General features: G+C 28.8%; 14 protein-coding genes and 2 pseudogenes. 6 read left to right on the forward strand and 10 right to left on the reverse strand.

From position 1 onward, the window contains the following. Positions 1–5: 5 nt before the first annotated feature. Positions 6–1328: a class I SAM-dependent methyltransferase gene (locus tag Anndu_RS08940; RefSeq protein WP_464100874.1), complete on the reverse strand. Its 1323-nt coding sequence runs from the start codon at positions 1326–1328 to the stop codon at positions 6–8. Positions 1329–1440: 112 nt separating this feature from the next. Between Anndu_RS08940 and Anndu_RS08945 the strand changes: the two genes are divergently transcribed. Beyond that, the gene (locus Anndu_RS08945; protein WP_464100875.1) at positions 1441–6066 is read left to right on the forward strand and encodes an O-linked N-acetylglucosamine transferase family protein; all 4626 of its coding nucleotides are present in this window, start codon (positions 1441–1443) and stop codon (positions 6064–6066) included. Positions 6067–6150: 84 nt separating this feature from the next. Here Anndu_RS08945 and Anndu_RS08950 read toward each other — a convergent pair whose 3' ends face one another. From Anndu_RS08950 to Anndu_RS08965, 4 genes and pseudogenes are all read right to left on the reverse strand, one after another. Then, positions 6151–6276: a hypothetical protein gene (locus tag Anndu_RS08950; protein ID WP_464100876.1), complete on the reverse strand. Its 126-nt coding sequence runs from the start codon at positions 6274–6276 to the stop codon at positions 6151–6153. A 57-nt stretch (positions 6277–6333) separates the two neighbouring features. Continuing rightward, positions 6334–6402: pseudogene (locus tag Anndu_RS08955) on the reverse strand (transposase family protein); the annotation flags it as partial. A gap of 112 nt (positions 6403–6514) precedes the next feature. Continuing rightward, complete coding sequence (locus Anndu_RS08960; protein WP_464100877.1) at positions 6515–6802, reverse strand: hypothetical protein; 288 nt, start codon at positions 6800–6802, stop codon at positions 6515–6517. 13 nt (positions 6803–6815) lie between these two features. Then, positions 6816–7136 carry a helix-turn-helix domain-containing protein gene (locus tag Anndu_RS08965; RefSeq protein WP_464100878.1) on the reverse strand — a complete coding sequence of 107 codons (321 nt, stop codon included), beginning with the start codon at positions 7134–7136 and terminating at the stop codon, positions 6816–6818. Between the two features lie 338 nt (positions 7137–7474). Between Anndu_RS08965 and Anndu_RS08970 the strand changes: the two genes are divergently transcribed. From Anndu_RS08970 to Anndu_RS08980, 3 genes are read left to right on the forward strand one after another with little or no spacing between them, the layout of a single operon-like run. Next, on the forward strand, positions 7475–10438 hold the full coding sequence (locus Anndu_RS08970) for an O-linked N-acetylglucosamine transferase, SPINDLY family protein (RefSeq protein ID WP_464100879.1): 2964 nt from the start codon (positions 7475–7477) through the stop codon (positions 10436–10438). Positions 10439–10468: 30 nt separating this feature from the next. Further along, on the forward strand, positions 10469–13426 hold the full coding sequence (locus Anndu_RS08975) for an O-linked N-acetylglucosamine transferase family protein (RefSeq protein WP_464100880.1): 2958 nt from the start codon (positions 10469–10471) through the stop codon (positions 13424–13426). 36 nt (positions 13427–13462) lie between these two features. Continuing rightward, a complete protein-coding gene (locus tag Anndu_RS08980) occupies positions 13463–16513 on the forward strand; it encodes an O-linked N-acetylglucosamine transferase family protein (protein WP_464100881.1) in 3051 nt (1016 codons plus the stop codon). 98 nt (positions 16514–16611) lie between these two features. Here the strand turns inward: Anndu_RS08980 and Anndu_RS08985 are convergent, their stop codons facing one another. Both Anndu_RS08985 and Anndu_RS08990 read right to left on the reverse strand, forming a co-directional pair. Next, positions 16612–16893 (reverse strand): small RNA NsiR4-regulated ssr1528 family protein, encoded by a 282-nt coding sequence (locus Anndu_RS08985; protein ID WP_464100882.1) that lies wholly within the window; start codon positions 16891–16893, stop codon positions 16612–16614. A 71-nt stretch (positions 16894–16964) separates the two neighbouring features. Further along, entirely contained in the window at positions 16965–17615 is a 651-nt protein-coding gene (locus Anndu_RS08990; protein ID WP_464100883.1) for an L-threonylcarbamoyladenylate synthase, read from the reverse strand. Positions 17616–17632: 17 nt separating this feature from the next. Here Anndu_RS08990 and larC point away from each other — a divergent pair, with 17 nt between their 5' ends. Continuing rightward, positions 17633–18910 carry a nickel pincer cofactor biosynthesis protein LarC gene (larC, locus tag Anndu_RS08995; protein ID WP_464100884.1) on the forward strand — a complete coding sequence of 426 codons (1278 nt, stop codon included), beginning with the start codon at positions 17633–17635 and terminating at the stop codon, positions 18908–18910. 94 nt (positions 18911–19004) lie between these two features. Here the strand turns inward: larC and Anndu_RS09000 are convergent, their stop codons facing one another. Continuing rightward, positions 19005–19538, reverse strand: a complete 534-nt coding sequence (locus Anndu_RS09000; RefSeq protein ID WP_464100885.1) for a hypothetical protein — start codon at positions 19536–19538, stop codon at positions 19005–19007. 118 nt (positions 19539–19656) lie between these two features. Continuing rightward, entirely contained in the window at positions 19657–21228 is a 1572-nt protein-coding gene (locus Anndu_RS09005) for a C2 family cysteine protease (protein WP_464100886.1), read from the reverse strand. A 231-nt stretch (positions 21229–21459) separates the two neighbouring features. On the opposite strand from Anndu_RS09005, the pseudogene Anndu_RS09010 reads away from it, so the two are divergent. After that, positions 21460–22891, forward strand: a pseudogene (locus Anndu_RS09010) (NF041680 family putative transposase). A gap of 97 nt (positions 22892–22988) precedes the next feature. Here the strand turns inward: Anndu_RS09010 and Anndu_RS09015 are convergent. After that, a complete protein-coding gene (locus Anndu_RS09015) occupies positions 22989–23642 on the reverse strand; it encodes a hypothetical protein (RefSeq protein ID WP_464100887.1) in 654 nt (217 codons plus the stop codon). Positions 23643–23867: the final 225 nt, after the last annotated feature.

The raw sequence follows: 23867 nt of genomic DNA on the forward strand, positions 1-23867 counted from the left end.
AAGTATTAGTATCTGTCTAATAAAATATAACCCCAATCTTCTAAGGTGATTAAAATACTTTTGATTTTGTCGGTGGCCTCTTTTGGGGAAATAGGCTCTAAAGAAACGCAATCAAGGGGGTTGATGGTCAGGTATCTTTTAATTAAAGATTCTAAAGATTGGGGAGTTTCCCATAAAGGTAATAATACAGAGACAAGATTACTTTCTAAAGTTAAAGTTTGTCCTGCCATTGGTAAAAAAGGACAGATTTCAATAGAATGATGGAGTTTGATTTCTTCGATAATTTTTTGTCTCCAATCTTCCTGTTTTAGTTGGGGATGCAGGTAAATTTTGACATTGTGCCAGTCAGAATCTTTCCATTGCGAAACGGGAAGAAAAGAATGGGCTTGATCTCGATGCCCACACCAAAAATCTAAGAGACGAGATTGGGGATGGAGTAATTCACAAAAAGCTAGTTTTTCCTTTTCACTAGCTTGATCAAGGCAATATTCGATCACATCGGGTAAATCATCTGGTTGTTTAAAGAGTTTTTTTAAATCCCAATCTCGCCAATTAGTCATACTAATAAATTCTAATTGAGCGTGATCTAAAACTTCAAACATTTTAGGAATGGTATAACCATGATCGTTAACTATCAAATAATTCATTAACAAACTGAGATCATTTTTTTCTAAATCAGCACTCCATGTCATTCTTTTTAAAGTGGTATCATCTTTGACTGCTTTCATAAATTCTCGAATAAATTCTATTTCCACTTCTGAAGGGGTATCATCCATCAAACCCATGATTTTACAAAGTTCTTGTGCTAAATAAAAGTATCTTCTCATATATTTACTATGAAGATTCCCGTGCAAAATTCCTTCTGGTTTTAAAACAGATTTTAAGATTTTTAAAGAACTTACTAAATCATCTAAAAAATAAAGAATATCAGAACAATTAATATAATCAAATTTGATATTTAATTGTCCTACCTTTTCTAATTCCATAATGTGAAATTCAACCTGATTAAACCCATGATAATTTAATCTTTTTTTAGCTACTTCTATCGAATTTGGAGAAAAATCAATACCAATGATCTGAGCATCTGGATTAGCTTGGGCTAACATTAAAGTTGTACAACCACTACCACAAGCCACATCTAAAATAATTTTATCTTTAGTATTTATTACCTTGTGATTTCTGAGATAATAGGAAGTAACTAAATTATTTAAGTAAAGATTTGGATAGGCATTTTTAAATGATTGTTCAATTCTTACATCAGGATAGGGATTTTGTTCATATTGTTGTTTTAAATTCTCCGATGTTTGAGAAAATTTACTGTTAATCATATATTTTGAGAGGAAAAGAAATAAAAAATAGAAAATTGAACTAAAATTGAAGACTTGAGAAGTTTTCGATCTATAATTATATTTCAGTTCGTTTTAAATCTTGTTAAAAACAATGGATATTCAACAATTTATCGCTAAACTGCCATCTTTATACGAGAATTGGGGACAAGATACGATTAAACCCCTATCACGACAGTTTGAAGAAATATTCAATCAGCTTAAAGAAATTAGTACACCTAGTCTAATGCAGTTGCTTAATTGTGCGATCGAGTCTTTGGAAGAAGATGAAATTTATTGTCAAATAGGTTGTAGTCAGGGTATTAATTTAATTGGAGCTTTATTAAATAATCAAGATTCAATGGCCTATGCGGTGGATAATTTAGATGATCAACAATTTAATCAATTAACCGAAAATTTAACTAAATTTAATTTAGATGAACAAGTCTTTTTTTGTAATCAAGATTTTGAAGAATTTTTTGCTGATTTAAACGAGTTACAACCGGATTTAAAAATAGGTGTTTATTTTTATAATGGTAAATCTGATTATCGTTCCACCATAATGGGATTATTATTGGCTCAACCTTTTTTAGCAGATAGAGCTTTAATTATTATTAATAATAGTAATTATACGATGCTAGAACAGGCAAATTATGATTTTATTAATAGTTATGAACAATGTAATTTATTGATCAATTTACCAACCTGTCACAAGGATCATCCTAGTTTTGGTAATGGAATTACTATTTTTACTTGGGATGTGAGTCAAGGGATTAATTATAGTTGGCAAGAAATAGAAAATCAATATCAAAATTCTCTAGCAATAGAAGCAATTGCTGATTTACATTTAAGATTAGAATTTAAGGAAAAACCTGCTATGGTTAAAACTTTAATGACTTCTGCTTTAAAATTAAATCAAAAAGATCAATTTAAAGAAGCAATTGAAGAATATAAACAAGCTTTACTTTGGGATAAATATAACCCTTATATATATAACAATATTGCATCTTTATATTTTAAAATGGAGAAATATCAAGAGGCTTTAGCATTTGCTCAAATTGCTGTCAATCTTAATCATAAGATAGCTGTACATCAATTTAATTTAGGAAAAATTTTAGAAAAATTAGATCAAAAAGAAAATGCTATGTTAGCTTATGAAAAAAGTATTAACTTAGCTCCTGAACATTTAGATAGTTATATTAATTTAGCTGGTTTATTATTAGAAACTAATCAGTTAGCAAAAGCTGAATTAATTCATCAAAAACTTATTACATTAGAAAAAAATAATTTTCAAGTTTGTCTTTTATGGGGAGATTTATTAGTTAGAAAAGAAGAATATGAGGAAGCAATTAAACAATATAATCAAGCCTTAATTTTGAAACCTAAAACTCCAGAAATATTAGAAAAAATTGCTCGAGCTTATGGGCAAAATAACGATCAAACTCAAGCCCTTTTATATTCTGCTTATGTAGATTATCGTAGAAATAATTATACCGAAGCAATCCCAAAATTTGAAGAATTTTTTAAAGATAATAAAGGAGATCTGTTTGATCAACTCGCTTGGGCTGATTGTTATCAAAAGATGAACTTGTATGATTGCGCAAGATCAGTTTATCTCAAATTATTACAGAATAATCCTAATCAAGAATATTTATTTTGCAAATTTTTAGCTTTTTTATATGATTTTGGGCAAACAGAAGAAGATTTTAATTTAATTAATTTGTATGCACAAAATGCTCCTAATAATTTAGCTATTCAATTAGAAATAAATCGTTTTCTCCCCCATATTTACCAAGATCAAGACGAATTAAGTTTTTATAAAAATAGATTTGAACATTTTCTTGAATACTTAGATTTTATTGTTCAATCTCAAAAACTAACTGATTTATCAAATGTGAGTATGGCGGTATCTAGTGTGAAATTTATGACTAATTTTCTTTTACAATACCAAAATCAGCATCAAATCTACCAAAATCAACAACAAAAATATGGAAATTTTGCTCATTATGTAATGAGTTTAAAATATCCTCAATGGGTTAAACCTTTCAAAATGCCTTCTTTAACTTCTGAACATAAAATTAAAATTGGTTATTTATCTGATCAAATAGGTGATACCAGTGCTAGTAAATGGATTATCGGTTGGTTAGAAAAGTGTGATCGTAATAAATTTGAAATCTATTGTTATGCAACTTCAACCAGAACAGTTAACAGTGAAATAACTAATTTGATTAAAGAGTTATGCGATTATTATTATTATATTCCCGATGATCTCGAAGCCATTACTAAACAAATATTAGAAAATCAATTACACATTTTGGTCTTTTTAGCTATTGGAATGTGGGGAGCCACCACTCAAATAGCATCTTTAAGATTAGCTCCTGTTCAGTGTACAACATGGGGACACCCTAGCACATCAGGCTTACCCACAATTGATTATTATTTATCTGGAGATTTAATTGAACCTGAAAATGGTCAACAACATTATACCGAAAAATTAATCCGCTTACCAAATTTAGGAATTTCTTACCCCAAACCAAAACTAAAAACAATAACAAAAACTAAAGCTGATTTGAACTTAAATCAAGATCAAATTATTTATTTATCATGTCAATTAATTTTTAAATATTTACCAGAATATGATTATATTTTTCCTTGCATTGCTCAAAAAGTACCCCAAGCTAAATTTTTATTTATTGTGAGGGCAGGAGCATCAAAAAAAGAATCTTTAATTAAACAAGATATTTTTTATAATCGACTCAAAAAAGCTTTTATTCAACTAAATCTTAATATTGATGACTATTGTATTTTTCTACCACAGCAAAGTGTGGACAATTATCATCATTTGTTATCATTTTCTGATGTCTTTTTAGACACTTTTGCTTTTTCTGGAGGGCATACCACTTTTGAAGCTGTTGCTTCTAATTTACCCATTGTTACTTGTCCGGGAGAATTGATGTTTGGTCGTCAATCTTATGGTATTTTAAAAATGTTGAGAGTAGAAGAAACAATCGCCTATAATGAACAGGAATATATAGATATTTCTGTTAAATTGGGCTTGGATCATGAATTTAGAAATAAGATTAAAGAAAAAATGAAACTTAATCAAGATCGAGTTTTTAATGATGTAGAATGTGTCAAAAGTTTAGAAGAATTTTATCAAAAAGTTGTTGAGGAAAAACTTACCAATCAAATTTTAGAAGAAAACCAAACTATTTCTTTGATTAAGGAAAGAAGTTTTGTGACACAACAGTTATTAAATTTGACTTGTCAAAATAATCAAAATTATGATGATTATATTAATCCTGATTTACTAGAAAATTTACCTTGTGATGCTAGTTTGATTTTGGAAATAGGTTGTGGAAATAATGATTTAGGTGAATTATATAAATTAATTAATCCTCATTGCCAATATATCCGAATTAAAATTAATGAAAATTTCGGTAATATTGTTAGTAAAGAATTAGATCAAGTAATTATTGGTAATATTGAAAAATTAGATTTCAATATTTTAGATATTAATGAAAAAACAATAGATTGTATTATTTATAGAGATATTTTAGAAAATATAGTTAATCCACATCAAATATTAAAAGAGCATCAAAAATGGTTAAAAGATGATGGTCAAATTATTGCTTTGAGTCACAATATTCAACCTTGGACGACAATTATTGATTCGTTAAAAAGAAAATCACAAGATCATGATTACTTAGATCAAACTAATTTAAGATTTTTAACATTAAGCTATATTCAAGATTTATTTAATCAAGCAGATTTGAAAATTTTTGATATAAAATATCAAATTTTAAATCAATCATCAGTAGAAATTTTTAGAAATGTTAAGTATTTGTTAAATAAATTCAATATAAATACTGATATTTTTCAATACATCATTAGATCACAGAAATCAATAAATAGAATAGAAAAAATTTTAATTCAAACTAAAGAGACTCCTTCTATCTGTAGATTAGTAAGAGTTCGTGAACCTGATCATTTTAGTGCTACAATTCCGGGAGTAAAGGTTATTCATAACCAACAATATGTTGATTATGATATAGGCAAAAATTATAAAAATAAAGTTTTTATTTGGCAACGTCTTTTCTTAGATTATCAAATGAATTTAGAAGAAATCTGGAATATGCAAAAATATTTAATCAAAGAAGGTTATCTGGTTGTGGCGGAATTGGATGATAGTCTTACCGCTTGGTCAGAAAATATCAAACATCTGTATTTAAAATTTTTAAATACTTGTCATTGTTTACAAACATCTACTCAACCTTTGGCGGATAGTATGAAAGAATTTTGTACAAATATTGTTATTTTTCCTAATCAATTAGCATTTTTACCACCTTTAAAAATTAATGATAATTCGGAAGAAATAACTATATTTTTTGGCGCACAAAATAGAAAATTATCATGGTCGAAAATTATGCCGAGTTTAAATAAATTAATTAAACAATATGGGAAATTTTTGAAATTTAAAGTTGTTCATGATCAAGAATTTTTTGAAGCATTAGAAACAGACAAAAAAGAATTTCAATCTTGGTGTCATTATTCCCGTTATTTAGAAATTCTTAAATATTGTGATATTGCCTTACTTCCTCTGGAAAATAATCTTTTTGATTCAATGAAATCTGATTTAAAATTTATTGAATGCGCAGGATATGGTGTTGTTGCTTTAGCTAGTCCCACAGTTTATGCAGATTCGATTATAGAAGGAAAAACAGGCTTAATTTATCATTAGACATCTCCAATAACTGATAAAGCTTATATGGTAACAGTTTCATCTTTAATCAGCACTCAGCAATCAATCGCCGTAAAGTTAATTTCACGTCAAAATTTCCTCTAAATCTAATTTCCTCCCAAAAGTATGACTGATTAAAACATCAATTACTTCACTTGATGACGATGATTTTACTATTTCTAAAACTAAACTCTCAATTCTTAATCTCACTAACCCACAAACTGTTAAAAATACTGACTGATATTTATCTTTTCTTAATCTAAATCTTTCTCTTGCTACTCGCCATATTTTTATGATTCTAATTAAATGTTCTATAAATATTCTGACCGATGAAATCTTTTTATTTTCTTCTTTTTCTTCCTGAGTTAATACTCCTTTTTCGGTTTTTTCTTTGGGGTAATAATTTGTGGCTCTCCCACATAAGCTTTATCCCCTTTAAACATTTGATTCATCCCAAACTTCTTGAGATTTTGACGACAAATGTTAATATCACTTGAAGGACTGGTTTTCCCGCCACTACATCCACAATATCTCTGCCTTTTGGAAGACTAATTAATTGATTTTTAAAAGTATGTTCACATTTTTTTCCACTATAATATTTTTTCTGTTCTTCATAGTCTAAAGGTCTTTCTCTTGGCTGTTCTTCACTATCTACTAATAATTCATTTTCCTTCAATTTTTCCAACATTTCTTCTATTTTTTCTGGGGACTTTTTACTTGTTCTAGTAAAGAGCATGGCAAAGCTTCTCTCATAATTTTTGCCAATAATCAAACAAATTATTCGCAGTTGATTCACTTACTTGAAAGACGATACCTAATAGTTGAAAACTCAGATGATGTCTTAAATAAATTAAAGTCAAAATAATCTGGTTTTCTTTTGAAAGTTTACTCTCTCTACCACCACCGGAATTGATAATTCTAGTTTTTTGTTTTTCAGATTCTTCTTTTGCTTGTTTCTCCAAGATTAAAAGATGTGCGATTAGCAGTTCTAATTGTTCATAATTAATTCCTAATAATCTTTTAGTTGCTTGTTTGTGATCTTGAATATATTGCCAAGTATAATTACTCATTTTGGCTATTTCTCCTTAAAATTTTTGTTGATGATAGCTTAATTTTTTTATTTATATTATATTATAGAGATGTCTATTCAATTGAAGAATTTGAATTAAAACTAAATGAATTAATTATTAATCATAACCAACGGAAACAAACAGCGATTAATGCTTATAATTGGGTTAAAGAAAATCGTTTATTATCACAACATTATCATCAAAGAGTAGAATGGTACTTAAAAATGTGTCAAAAATTACCAATGTTAAATCAAGAATTATTTAATCGAGTTCCTGAATTATTTATTTAATGATTTTTTTTACAAAATTTTATTGTCAATAATTAAACTCATTATTATATGGATATTCAAAAATTTATTAGTCAAGTATCTTCTTTGTTACAAGAATTTACTCAAAATCAAATAAGTTCACAAACAAAAGATTTAAGTCAAAAATTAACAAAAATCAATTTTAAATTTAATCCTAATTTATTAGACTTACTTAATAGTACAGTTGAGTTTCTTAATGATGATGAAATTTATTGTGAAATAGGGAGTGATCGAGGTATTAATTTAATCGGTGCTTTATATTATCATCAAGATAAAATGGCTTATGCAGTAGATAATTTAGATGATGATCAATTTAATCAATTAACGGAAAATTTAACTAAGTTTAACTTAGATGAAAATGTATTTTTTTGTAATCAAAATGATGAAGAATTTTTCGCAGATTTAAAAGAATTACAACCAGATCTAAAAATAGGAGTATATTTTTATAATAGTAAATCTGATTATCGTTCAGTGTTAATGGGCTTATTATTAGTACGTCCTTTTTTAGCAGATCAGGCATTAATTATGATTAATAATAGTAATTTTACCTTGACACAACAGGCAATTTATGATTTTATTAATAGTAATAAATGTTCTAATTTATTATTAGAATTACCCGTAAATTTTGCTCATGGTATTACGATTTTAACTTGGGACATTAATCAAGTAATTAATTATAATTGGTCAGAAATAGAACAGAAATTAAGAAATATTTTAGCAATTAAAGTAATTAATGATTTACATAAAAATTTAGAATTTGAGCAAAAACCTCAAGTGATTAATCAGTTAAGTAAAAAAGCTTTAGAATTAAATAAACAAGAAAAATTTAATGAGGCAATAGAACAATATCAACAGGCTTTACTTTGGGATAAATATAATCCCTATCTTTACAATAATATTGCATCTATATATTTTAAGTTAGAAGAATATAACAAAGCCTTAGAATTAGCTCAAATTTCCATTAATCTTGATAGTAAAATTGCCTTACATCAATTTAATTTAGCAAAAATTTTAGAAAAATTAGATCAATTAGATCAAGCAAAAATAAGTTATCAAAAAGTGATTGAGTTAGAGGAAAAAAATGTTGATGCTTATTTAGGTTTAGGCGATATTTTAGTGAAATTGGAAAAATATGATCAAGCTATTGAAAAATATCAAAAAGCTTTAGAATTTAAACCAAAAACCCCTCTAATTTTAGATAAAATTACAAAAGCTTATCAAAGAAACAATGATTTAAACCAAGCCTTATTATATTCAGCTTATACAAATTATTATCAAGATAAATATATAGAAGCTTTGAAACAATTTGAAAAATTTTTTATTAACAATGAAGGTAATTGTTATGATTACGTTGCTTTTGCTGATTGTTATGAAAAAACTAACCAGTATGCAAAAGCAAAAAAAATGTATCTTGATGGACTAAAAAAACATCCTAATCAGGAATATTTATATCTTAATTTTTTATCTTTTCTTCATAGTTGGGGTGAAACACAAGACGACTTAAAATTGATAGAGGAATATTCTAAAAATGCCCAAGATAATCTTGCTATTCAATTAGAATTTCAACGATTTTTCCCCGATATTTATTGTGATCAAAGTGAAATAATTTTGTATAACAATAGATTTAAAGATTCTCTGAAATATTTAGAGACAATAATTCAATCTAAAAAGTTAACTGATCCAACAAATTTAGATAAAGCTTTATATTGTCTAAAATTCAAAACAAATTTTTTGTTACAATATCAGAATCAATATGAAACTTATAAAGAACAACAAAAGAAATATGGAGATTTTGCTCATTATGTTATGGGATTAAAATATTCTCAATGGGTTAAACCTTTAACTATGCCATCATTAACTAATGAGGGTAAAATAAAAATTGGTTATTTATCAGATCAAATAGGTAATACCAGTGCTAGTAAATGGATCATCGGCTGGTTAAAAAATTGCGATCGAACTAAGTTTGAAATTTATCTTTATGCTACTTCAAAAAGAACAGTATTTAGTCAAACAACTAATGAAATTAGAAAATATTGTGATTATGCCTATTATATTCCTGATGATTTGGAAGCAATTTCTCAACAAATTTTAAAAGATAAATTACATATTTTATTATTTTTGGCGATCGGAATGTTTGGTGCAACAACTCAATTAGCTTCTTTAAGATTAGCTCCAATTCAATGTAGCACTTGGGGACATCCTAGCACCTCTGGACTACCAACAATTGATTATTATTTATCAGGGGATTTAATTGAAAAAAATAACGCTCAAGAACATTATACAGAGCAGTTAATTAGATTACCAAATCTGGGTATTTCTTACCCAAAACCTAACTTTGTTGAACCGACAAAAAATCGTTTTGATTTTAATTTAAGTGATGACAAAATTCTTTATTTATCTTGTCAAGTAATCTTTAAATATTTACCCCAATATGATTATATTTTCCCAGAAATTGCTTTAAAAGTTCCTCAATCTCAATTTATATTTGTGATTAGAGCAGGTGCTTATATAGAAAAATCATTGAGTAGACAAAATATTTTCTATAATCGTCTAAAAAAAGTCTTTTCTAATCATAACCTGAATGTGGATGATTATTGTACTTTTTTACCAGCACAAAAAGATTGGGAAAGTTATATTAGTTTATTAAATTGTGTTGATGTATTTTTAGATACCTTTGCTTTTTCCGGTGGACATACTTCTTTTGACGCTGTAACTTGTAATTTACCGATTGTAACTTGTCCGGGAGAATTAATGTTAGGTCGTCAATCTTATGGTATTTTAAAGATGTTAGGAGTTGAAGAAACGATCGCCTATAATGAACAAGAATATATAGATATTGCCGTTAAATTGGGCTTGGATCAGGAATTTAGAAATAAGATTAAAGAAAAAATGAAACTTAATCAAAATAAAGTTTTTGATGATGTAGAATGTGTCAAAGGTTTAGAACAATTTTATCAAAAAGTTGTTCACGAAAAATTACAAAATCAACATTAACTTTTATTCTAATTAACCAGATTACTTAAGATGAACATTCAAAATTTTATTAATAAACTATCTTCTTTATTAGAAAACTTTACTCAGGCTGAAATAAGTTCACAAACAAAAGATTTAAGTCAAAAATTAACGGAAATGAATTTGAAAACTAATTCTAATTTATTAGAATTACTTAATAGTACAGTTGAGTTTCTTAATGATGATGAAATTTATTGTGAAATAGGAAGTGATCAAGGTATTAATTTAATCGGTGCTTTATATTATCATCAAGATAAAATGGCTTATGCAGTAGGTAATTTAGATGATGAGCAATTTAATCAATTAACGGAAAATTTAACTAAGTTTAATTTAGATGAAAATGTATTTTTTTGTAATCAAAATGATGAAGAATTTTTCGCAGATTTAAAAGAATTACAACCCGATCTAAAAATAGGAGTATATTTTTATAATAGTAAATCTGATTATCGTTCTGTTTTAATGGGCTTATTATTAGTACGTCCTTTTTTAGCAGATCAGGCATTAATTATGATTAATAATAGTAATTTTACCTTGACACAACAGGCAATTTATGATTTTATTAATAGTAATGAATCTGTTAATTTATTATTAGAATTACCCGTTAATTTTGCTCATGGTATTACGATTTTAACTTGGGACATTAATCAAGTAATTAATTATAATTGGCCAGAAATTGAAAATAAATTAAGAAATATTTTAGCAGTGAAAGTAATTAATGATTTACATTGTAACTTAGAATTTCAACAAAAACCAGCCATCGTTAATCAGCTAATAAAAAAAGCGTTTGAATTAAATCAACAAAATAATTATGATCTGGCTCTTGAAGAATATCAAAAAGCTTTAAGATTGGATAAATATAATTCTTCTATTTATGAAAATATAGCCTCAATTTATTTCTTACAAGAAAAATATGAAGAAGCATTAAATTTTATAAAAATAGCAATTAATCTTAATAATTTAAACATTCAATATTATCTTAATTTAGGTAAGTTTTTAGAAAAATTAGAAATAGTTAAACAAAATAATTATCATATTGCTCAAAGAATTAATTTAACTCAGGAAAAAATATTTGCTTTTCTTGCTTTAGGTGATTTTTTGATGAGAGATCATAAATATACAGAAGCCATTGAGATTTATAAACAAGCTTTAATCTTAAAACCAAAAGAAGCTATTATTTTAAGTAAATTAGCTCAAGCTTATGACAAAAATAAGGATCCCGATCAAGCTTTATTATATAATGCTTATTTAAAATATTATCAAGATAATTATTCGGAAGCATTACAAGAATTTGAAGATTTTTTTATCAATAAGATTGGTAATGGTTTCGATTATGCAGCTTTAGCTGACTGTTATCGTCACACAAATCAAGAAAATCAAGCAAAGTTAATCTGTTTAGAAGGTTTAGAAAAATATCCTGATCATGAATATTTATATCTTTATTTTATTATGTTCTTACAACAATTAGGTTATACAGAAAAAGATTGGCTTTTTATTAACGAATTTTTGCAAAAAATGCCTCATAATTTAACTGGACAAATGGAAGTCAGACGATTATTGCCAATTGTTTACAATACAAAGGAAGAAATTATTTTTCATAATCGAAGATTTAATGAATTTCTTAACTATTTAGACGATTTAATTAATAGTAAACAATTAGATAATCCTCAAAACTTAAATTATGCTTTGCAAAGTATCAATGTTAAAATAAATTTTTATTTAATCTATCAAAATCAATATCAAATTTATAAAGAACAACAAAGAAGATATGGTAATTTTGTTCATTATGTGATGAGCTTAAAATATCCTCAATATATTCAACTTTTAATGATGCCGCCCTTAACCTCAGAAGGAAAAATTAAAATTGGTTACTTATCAGATCAAATTGGTAATTCTAGTGCAAGTAAATGGATAATCGGCTGGTTAGAAAAGTGTAATCGAGAGAAATTTGAAATTTATATTTATGCCACATCTAAAAGAATTGTTGAAGGAGAAGTGACAGAAAAAATTAAAAATATTTGTGATTATTTTTATTATATTCCTGATGATTTAGAAGCAATTTGTCAGCAGATTTTAAAAGATAAATTACAGATTTTAGTATTTTTGGCGATCGGAATGTGGCCGCAAACAACTCAATTAGCTTCTTTAAGATTAGCACCAATTCAATGTAGCACTTGGGGACATCCTAGCACCTCTGGACTACCAACAATTGATTATTATTTATCAGGGGATTTAATTGAAAAAAATAATGCTCAAGACCATTATACAGAGCAGTTAATTAAATTACCAAATTTAGGACTTTCTTACCCAAAACCTAACTTTGTTGAACCGATAAAAAATCGTTCTAATTTTAATTTAGATAAGAATAAAATTATTTATTTATCTTGTCAGTTAGTGTTTAAATATTTACCCCAATATGATTACATTTTTCCGGAAATTGCTTTAAAAGTGCCTAAAGCACAATTTATATTTATCTTAAGAAAAGGAGGAAGTTTTCAGCAACCGACTCATATCAAAAATCTATTTTATAATCGTCTAAAAAAAGTCTTTTCTAATCATAACCTGAATGTGGATGATTATTGTACTTTTTTACCAGCACAAAAAGATTGGGAAAGTTATATTAGTTTATTAAATTGTGTTGATGTATTTTTAGATACCTTTGCTTTTTCCGGTGGACATACTTCTTTTGACGCTGTAACTTGTAATTTACCGATTGTAACTTGTCCGGGAGAATTAATGTTAGGTCGTCAATCTTATGGTATTTTAAAGATGTTAGGAGTTGAAGAAACGATCGCCTATAATGAACAAGAATATATAGATATTGCCGTTAAATTGGGCTTGGATCAGGAATTTAGAAATAAGATTAAAGAAAAAATGAAACTTAATCAAAATAAAGTTTTTGATGATGTAGAATGTGTCAAAGGTTTAGAACAATTTTATCAAAAAGTTGTTCACGAAAAATTACAAAATTAACATTAACTTTTATTCTAATTAACCAGATTACTTAAGATGAACATTCAAAATTTTATTAATAAACTATCTTCTTTATTAGAAAACTTTACTCAAGATCAAATAAGTTCACAAACAAAAGATTTAAGTCAAAAATTAACGGAAATGAATCTTAAAACTAATTCTAATTTATTAGAATTACTTAATAGTACAGTTGAGTTTCTTAATGATGATGAAATTTATTGTGAAATAGGAAGTGATCAAGGTATTAATTTAATCGGTGCTTTATTTAATTATCAAGATAAAATTGCTTATGCAGTAGATAATTTAGATGATGAGCAATTTAATCAATTAACGGAAAATTTAACTAAGTTTAATTTAGATGAAAATGTATTTTTTTGTAATCAAAATGATGAAGAATTTTTCGCAGATTTAAAAGAATTACAACCCGATCTAAAAATAGGAGTATATTTTTATAATAGTAAATCTGATTATCGTTCTGTTTTAATGGGCTTATTATTAGTACGTCCTTTTTTAGCAGATCAGGCATTAATTATGATTAATAATAGCAATTTTACCTTGACACAACAGGCAATTTATGATTTTATTAATAGTAATGAATCTGTTAATTTATTATTAGAATTACCCGTTAATTTTGCTCATGGTATTACGATATTAACTTGGGACATTAATCAAGTAATTAATTATAATTTGCCAGAAATAGAACAGAAATTAAGAAATATTTTAGCAATTAAAGTAATTAATGATTTACATAAAAATTTAGAATTTCAACAAAAACCAGAAATAATTAAATCTTTAATTGCAGAAGGTGTTAATCTTTATAATCAAGGCAAATATGCTCAGGCGATCGAGAAAAATAAACAAGCTTTATTGTGGGATAAATATAATTGTTATCTTTATAATTGTATTGCTTTAATTTATTTAAAACAAGAACAATATCAAGAAGCTTTAACTTATGCTCAACTAGCTGTTAATCTTAATAGTTCAAACTTTTTATTTTTAGTTAATTTAGCTACAATTTTAGAAAAATTAGAAGCAAAAGAAAAAGCAATTGAATTTTATAAACAAGCTCTAATATTAGAGTCTAATAAAGTAGAAATTTATGAAAGATTAGGTAATTTATTAACAGAAATTAATCAAATAGAACAAGCCAAATTAATTTATCAAAAAATTATTGAATTAGATCAAGTAAATCTTGAAAGTTATCTTAAGTTAGGTGATCTATTACTTGAAGAAAAAAACTATATTGAGGCGATCGAAAAATATGAAATAGTCTTAAAATTTAGACCTAAAAACATTAAAATTTTAGAAAAATTAAGTAAAGCTTTTGAGAATATTGAGCCTTCTAAATCATTATTATATTCTGCTTATATTAATTACTATCAGAATGAATATGATCAGGCTATTGATAAATTTGAACAATTTGTTACTAATATTAATAGGAAAAAAGAACCTAACATTTATATTGACTTTGCTAACTGTTATCGTCAGTTAGGAAATGAAAAAAAATCAAGATCAATCTATCTTAAAGCTTTACAAGAATATCCTTATAATAACTATATTTATCTTTGTTTTATTTCTTCTTTTAAACTGAATAGATATACCCAAGAAGATCAAATTTTTCTTAATCAATTGATTGATCAAAATTCTGAAAATTTAACTTTAAAAATTGAAGCTCAACGAATTTTACCTATTTTATATAATAATCAAGAAGAAATTAATATTTGGCGAGATAAATTTACAGAATTTATTGATTATTTAGATCAGTTAATTAATTCAAAACAATTACTTGATGCTCAAAATTTAGATTATGCCTTAACAAGTATCGGTAATTGTACTAATTTTTATTTAGCATATCAATATCAAAATGATAGGGATTTACAGCAAAAATATGGTAAATTTGTTGATTATGTTATGGGGTTTAAATATCCTCAATATATGCAAAGTTTAACAATTCCACCTTTAACTAATCAAGGTAAAATTAAAATTGGTTATGTGTCTATGTCAATGAATTTTCACACTGTTGGCAAGTTAAGTAAAGGTTGGTTAAAACATCACAATAAAGAACAATTTGAAATTTATTGTTATTATGGTAATTTAGCTTTTGATCAAATGACAAATGAAATTAAAAATTATAGTGATAAATTTTATTATTTTCCCAATAATTTTGAAAAACTTGCTGAACAAATTTATCAAGATCAATTACATATTTTAGTATTTATAGAAGTTGGGATGGAAACTATAATGACAAAGCTTTCAGCCTTACGTTTAGCACCAATTCAATGTACAACTTGGTGTCATCCTGTTACTTCTGGAAGTCCAAATATTGATTATTTTTTATCAAGTGAATTAATGGAGACTAACAATGCTCAAGAACATTATACAGAAACTTTAATAAATTTACCTAATATTGGTGTTTGTTATGATCAACCCCAACTTCCTCAAGAGATCAAAAAACGCTCTGATTTTAATTTAAAAGAGGATAAAATTATTTATTTATGTTGTCAGTCAACTTTTAAATATTTACCCCAATATGATTACATTTTAGCAGAAATAGCCAAACAAGTACCCCAATCACAATTTGTCTTTTTAAAAAGTAATCAGTTTGGAAAATCTATCATTGAACAATTTAATAATCGTTTAAATAATGCTTTTAATAATGTAGGATTAAATAGTAATGATTATTGTCTATTTTTATCACAATTAAATCAAATTCAATATTATCAATTAAATTTAATTTCTGATATATTTTTAGATAGTTTTGGCTGGTCTGGTGGTAATACAACTTTAGAGGCGATCGCTTGTAATTTACCTATTGTAACTTGTCCGGGAGAATTTATGAGATCACGTCATTCCTATGGTATTTTAAAGATGTTAGGAATGGAAGAAACGATCGCCAATAATGAACAGGAATATATAGATATTGCTGTTAAATTGGGTTTAGATCATGAATTTAGAAATAAGATTAAAGAAAAAATTAAAAATAATCAAGATCGAGTATTTAATGATGTAGAATGTGTTAAAGGTTTAGAAGAATTTTATCAAAAAGTTGTTCATGAAAAATTAGATAATCTGTCACCAATTATTTAAAAATCTGTAGGGGGTTAACGGCAGTTTACCCCCAGTAAAATCAATTTTTAACTAAAAAATAATTATCAATTATCCATTGTCAATTATCATTAATTTAATTATTTCCCACCATAAAAAAAGGCGATTTCCTTATCTTTTAAAGGTGCAAAATCAGCTTGAATTAACATTTGATTTAATTCATCTTGGGGAATATGTTTTGCTCCTATTCTCACAATACGAGAGCGCATTGTGTTAGAAACGCCACTTCTTTGTCTTCCGGCTTCTAAAGCCATTACTTTTTGATATAAGTCTAGTTTTTCCTGAGGAATGGGGCTTCCATCAAAGTCTATTCCCACAGCGATCGCCTGATCAACTGCATCTGCTCCTTTTGTATCTGTCATAAATTTTTAGGTTTATTAAATTTGAAAAATTAATTATTTGCTATTAATTGTCAATTATCCATTGTCAACTGTCAACTGATCGGTAGCCATGTTTGGGCTTCTTCCCACCCTAAACCTTTACGCACTAAAACGGGTTCATAATTGGTAAAATCTATAATTGTTGACACTTGAAAACCCGGATCTTCCCCCGTTTCAATGATTAGATCTACCGATTTTTCTAGTTGATCAAATAATTTCGCCCTTTCTAAGCCCGTAAAAGATAATTCTTCCTCCTCGTTAGCTAAATGGGCAGAAGTGGAAATGATCGGGTTGCCCAAGGCGTTTAAAATGGCTTGACAGACGGAGTTATCAGGTACTCTGATCCCCGTTGTTTTTCGTTTTGGGTTCATGACAATTTTTGGTACTAATTTTGTACTAGGTAAAATAAAGGTATAAGTACCCGGAATTAAATGTTTCATCAAACGGTAAGCCGGATCCGACACTACCGCATATTCGGAAATATTAGATAATGAAGAACAAAGAAAAGTTAAAGGCTTATCGTTAGACATTTGTTTAAGTCTTCTCACCCTTTTTACCGCCTCTTGATTGTTTAAGTCACAACCAATAGCGTAAACTGTATCAGTGGGATATAACATCACCGCACCTTTTTTGAGGGCTGTGATAATTTTGTCAATCTGATATGATTGGGGATCTTGGGGATGAATTTCATAATAGGTAGCCATAGTTTTTTTCTGTTTTTATGAGTAAAATTGCTTATTTTAATTGTCCAACGGGAATTTCTGGAGATATGTGTTTAGGGGCATTGGTTGATCTAGGTGTACCCTTAAGCCATTTAAGTCAACAATTATCTTTATTAGGCTTAGATCACGAGTTTCGCTTAAGTAGTGAAAAGGTGATCCGTCATGGTCAAACCTGTACTAAAGTTAATGTTAATTTAATTGAGTCCGAACATGATCACCATGAACATTCCCATTCCCATCATAAACATCATCATGACCATGTTCGACATTTACCGGAAATTGAAAGTATTATTAACCAGAGTCAACTGTGTGATCAAGTTAAAGAGTCAAGTCTCAAGATTTTTCAAAATTTAGCGATCGCCGAGGGGGCGGTGCATGGTATTCCCCCCGAAAAAGTCCATTTTCATGAGGTGGGCGCTACCGATGCGATCGTGGATATTGTGGGAACTTGTATCGCTTTAAATTATTTAGGTATAGAAAAAATCTATAGTTCAGCGTTACCAACGGGAGGAGGAACGGTTAAAGTGGCTCATGGTGAGCTTTCCGTGCCTGTTCCCGCCGTGTTAAAATTATGGGAAACTCGTCAAGTTTCCGTTTATAGTAATCAAATTAAAAAAGAATTAGTCACCCCCACAGGAGCGGCCATTATTGTTAGTTTAGCAGAAGATTTTGGTCAACCTCCAACCATGAAAATTGAAAAATATGGTAGGGGTGCGGGAAATCATGATTTAATTATTCCTAATATTTTACAAGTTTGGTTAGGGACAAATTCAGAGATTAAAGAAACTCAAGAAAATTCAAACTTAAATTATGAAAATTTAGAAACAATTACAGTCTTAGAAACCCAAATTGATGATCTATCACCACAGGCGATCGCCTATACCATGAATAGTTTATTAAATGGGGGGGCTTTAGATGTATTTACCCAACCCATCACCATGAAAAAGAATCGTTTAGGGGTTTTATTAACAGTAATTTGTTATCCTGAAAATGTAGGTCAATGTGAACAAATTATTTTCCAAGAAACTACCACTTTAGGAATTAGAAGATCAACCCAAGTAAGAAATATTTTAGAAAGAGAATTTAAAGAAATTGAAACAAATTATGGCATGATAAAAATTAAAATTGGTTATCAAAAATTAGGTACAGAAAAGAAAATTATGAATGTACAACCCGAATATGAAGATTGTGTAATTTTAGCGAAAAAACATAATTTATCATGGCGAGAAATTCATCAAACAGCTTTAGAAACATGGCGGAATTTCAGTCAGCAGTGATCAATAATTGTAGGGTGGGCAATCAATCTAAATTAATATTAAAAAATCAAAGATTAAAAAGCATTGCCCACCCTAGTTACTATTTATTCATGATTTAATGCCTATCAACTTCTACAAATTCAGATTCAATTGTATAAACTTGATCCCCAATTTGATAAGTTACAATTGCTTTAACTTGATCTTGCCCAAGATAACCAGTTTTATTGGTTAAATGAATATCAATGACAGAATTTTCTAAAGGTTTTAATTCAATTTCTTTTGATTCAAAACTAAAATCTTGTAACTGATTATCAGAAACATTGCGAATTTCAATATTTTGAATAGTTATCGTTTGATTAGTTTCTTGATGATTTTCTAAACTTAGAAATACAGAAGCAAAACCAATATCCCGAGTGGGATCAGGCTTTACTCCCAATGGAGGTCTAATTTCTTCTGTGGCAAGTAACTGTGAAATTTTAGCTACAACTTGTATTTGATCAGCCATCTGATTTGTCTGTTTTAGATTCATGGTTTGATTCATTTTAGTTTGATGGGGATTATTTTCTTTAGCGATGACTTGACTATAGAGTAAAGATGTTGCGGTTAAAAAGCCAAGTATTACCCCTGCGAGTAATCTTTTTTTTCTCATTGTCTATCTCCATAATTTATTATTTGATCAATAATTATGACTAGGATAACTCAGCAAAAGTTGCTAACAGTTATCCTAGTATTTTGGAAGCAGTTATTAAAGCAAACTAAACAAGTAATTAAACAGAATAACTCCAGTCGGTAAATTGAACTCCATCCGGTGAATAGCCACCATTAAGAATTTGACTCCAACTTAAAGTGTATGTACGTCCCCAAGGATTATAAATACTAAACATTTGGGTACTAGAATTGTAACCAACAAGAGTTAAAGCATGATTACTCCAATTCATAAATACAGTTCGACCTGCATTAAATTGATTAATAACATTAGTGAGATCGCTATCCGTTAAAGACCAGTCCCAGGTACTATTTTGATTGGTAACTTGTCGTAAAACTGTATCTGGCATTCCTCCCTCAATTCCGAAATAAGAATTGGTATTATCTTGACCGATCCAACCAGACTCATTCATTTGAGCATAAGCTTTTTCGGCTAAAGCAACCCATAATTCATTCGCAGAATTGTTATAAAGTAATCCTTTATCCCGATTTGCATAGACAAAACCACCAATACTATTTGTTGGTAAATAACGATCTACAGTCACATAATCCGCTATACCATTATTGTAGAGGCGGACGGTATAAGTATTATCTCCATTGTCAATGAACATATTTTGAATTGCACTAGGAGAACGGAAAGCCACACCTGCTAAACCTGCCAGTAAGTAACAATCCCCAAGACTGCCTTGGTTTATATCAGTATAGCTAACTCCACTTTGGAATAGAGAACCACTAGCAAAACGATAGGTAGTACCTGATGCAGCATCAGGGCGATCCGTACCTAAAAACCATTTACCGATGAGGTTTTCCATTTGAGTGGAACTACTACCTGCATACAAGTTACCGAAACCGGAACGAACATTTGCCGCATCGCTATTAGCAATCTTATTAGATAAAACTCTTACATAATCAGCCATAGCGAAACGGCTAGAGTTTGCCACAATAGTGCGTAAATCTGTTAACTCGTTAGCATCAATCGTGCTACCATCTTCTGCGTTACGGAAAATAGAGATCATATCGTTACGACTCAAATTGCTGTCAGATGCTAAAGAGCGGGTTAAACTAATTAATCCAGCGTCCCGTAAATTAGTGCTATACCAATCTGTAGGGTTACTTGGTACTAATGAAGCACTAAGGGTATAACTTCCCGTTCCAGAACTATAAGCACGGGCATCAAGGTAATAAGTGCCAGTATAAGCGGCGGTATAGTTAATCAAAGAATTGTTAGTACCACCACTATCATCATTATAAGTAATTAAACCACCACTACTATTGCGTAGATAGAGGAAAGAATCACCCAAGGTTACACCATTTTGACGGAATTGATAGGTATTCCCTGCCAATAAATTAACTCTGAACCAATCCGAGTCTCCACCATAGTTAATGGTAGCAGTTCTTGAAGTACCGATGGCTAGTGAACCTGTTGTGGCGGTGTTACCTGCAAACTCGTCAAGATAGGAAGCACTGAGGGTATAACTTCCCGTTCCAGAACTATAAGCACGGGCATCAAGGTAATAAGTACCAGTATAAGCGGCGGTATAGTTAATCAATGAATTAAGATTACCACCACCATCATCATTATAAGTAATTAAACCACCACTACTATTGCGTAGATAGAGGTAAGAATCACCCAAGGTTACACCATTTTGACGGAATTGATAGGTATTACCTGCAACTAAATTGGACTTTGGACAAAAAATTAGATTTAATGAAGCTCACATCAGACCGAAAAAATTAAAATAAGATATTTATATTAAGAGAAATTGAATATTGTCTAATAGCATAATGTCAAATAATAAACTTTCTTTCTCAACAAGTTTGTTCTATAGATTAGAATAAATAGATAGTTTATTATTCAAAATAATATGAAAATCAAAAATAAAAATTACCAAGAAGTTGAACAATTTATTCAAGGTCGTCAACGATTATATCAAAGTCTTGGTTTAAGAAAAGATGCCTTGATGAATTTACTCGATGCTCTTAGTAGTAATCAAGATGCTAAAACAGTCGTGGAATTAAGTTTAAATCCTCTATTTAAACATAAATACCAAAGTATTTATCGAGCAATTGCTGATTTTAATAAAGCGGGAAAAAAGAAATCACAAATCACAAATAAAGCCGAAATATCTAAGATTATTTTAGAGAGTATTCCTCAAAATAATCAGCGAAAGTTTCATCTATTTGGCATTGATGTAACCCCTAATTCACGCCAGTTTTCTCCTACTGTATCTGATAAAACGTTTATTCATCAACCTAACAGTATTAAAGGCAATAAACCCATCAATATTGGTCATGCTTATTCTTGGCTTTTTACTTACCTGAAAAAATATCTAATTGTGATGCTTCTTGGACAATTCCTTTATCAGTTCAACGAGTAAAAAGCGATGAAAAAGATGTTTCTGTTGCTCATAAACAGATTAATAAAGTTTTGACAGATTCATTATTATTTAAGATAATTCTATCAGTTATTGTCGTAGATTGTCTTTATAGTCAAAAAGATTTTATTGGCAAACAAGTTCTTAATCAAGATCGACTTGTTGTCACCAGAGTTAAAAGTAATCGTGTTTTTTTTCGTCCTTTTGTCAAAGATTCTTCTGAGTTAAAAAGTGGACATCCACGTTGGTATGGTGATAAATTTGATTTAAAAGATTCAACTTCTTGGCATCCCCCTGATGATTTAATTCAAACTAATTTTACTACGAAACGTGGTAAATTATTAAATGTCAAAATTAAGGGTTGGAATAATATGTTAATGAAGGGAACAAAGGAACATAAATTGCATGATTATCCCTTTACATTATTGGAAATTACTGTTACTGATCAAGAAGGTAATTCTATTTGGAAACCAATGTGGTTAATTGCCATTGGTAAACGCCGTAACGAATTAACTTTGCTTGAAATTTATCAATCTTATCGTCAACGTTTTGACTTGGAACACTTTTTTCGATTTGGCAAACAAAGATTATTAATGAACGACTATTTAACCTCTCATACAAGTTATGAAGAAAACTGGATGAACCTAATTTTAATTGCTTATATTCAATTGTGGAATGCAAGGAATTTAGCTGTTTGCTTACCCCGCCCTTGGGAGAAATATTTGCCTAATTTTCGTGAGAGTAAGATTACCCCAGTGCTGTTCAGAGAGACTTTTATAGAATTATTAGCACCATTGAGATCAATTCTAATTTTCCCAAACCCCGTGGTTATTCTTCTGGACGGAAAAAAGGTGAAATACAAGTGAAAAGACCACGTTATCAGGTTATAAAAAAGAATCAAAAATGTCAACAAAATAGCTAAATTGCTGTTAGAAACGACTGTTAATTAATCTTTTTTCCCCTAAAATTATTTTAGGTTAGTTTTACTTTGTCTATTTTTTTATCTTCTATTTTAACCTCTACCAATTTCTTTTTGTCCAAAGTCCAAAATTAATTAATGTGCTATCATCTTCCTCTTGTAATAAGGCTAATTCTGCACTATCTATACTCCGGCCTTGTACTAATCTTGCAAATATATCTCCTTCATCTCCCGCGCAGTCTCCAACATTAATTTGATTGTCAATAAAATGACCAAATTCTTCTAAAACCACATCAACTATAGCTTGAGTCTGGCTATTATTAACAAATTCATCTGAGAGGAAAATAGTATTAAGTTGTGCAGAATAAGCTCCATTGGCACTACCTAATATATCAGAATCAATAACTTGAATTTGCGGTGTACCATTAAAATTACCTTGAGCTAAGTTATTGAGCAAAGTGTCGGCATTTTCTTGATTATAATTAACTCCGAAAGCTTCTCCTAAAATTTCATCGGCGGTGGAGCTTTGAGCGAAATTTTGTAATCTTTGTTGAAATTCCTGTAAGGCGTTAATTGGGAAGGTATCGGGAATATTTAATGCCTCTAAATAAGGTGTGGCTTGTCCCACTGGGGAAGAATGTTGTGCAAAACCTGTAATTAAATCTGATAAATCGCCCAAAAACTGATTATTGTAGCAGGGAGCGCAAGTCAAACCTGAATTTTGATTGTAATAGTCTGAAGATGGATCAAACATAATTAAATCTCCTTTACTAAGGATTTTAACTAATCAAAAAATTAAACAGAGTTGAAAATCATACAGAGTTGAAAATCATACAGAGCTTAATTATTAAGTGAATATATTTAGTTTAATCTTTATTTAATTATTGTGTCATCCGTAAATATACGGAACTTTTCGTAAAATAGGAGTTGAATATTATCAAAATTTGATGACTTTATATCCTTACTCTTTTGATCAAGT

It is taken from the genome of Annamia dubia NIES-4383 (assembly GCF_055394725.1).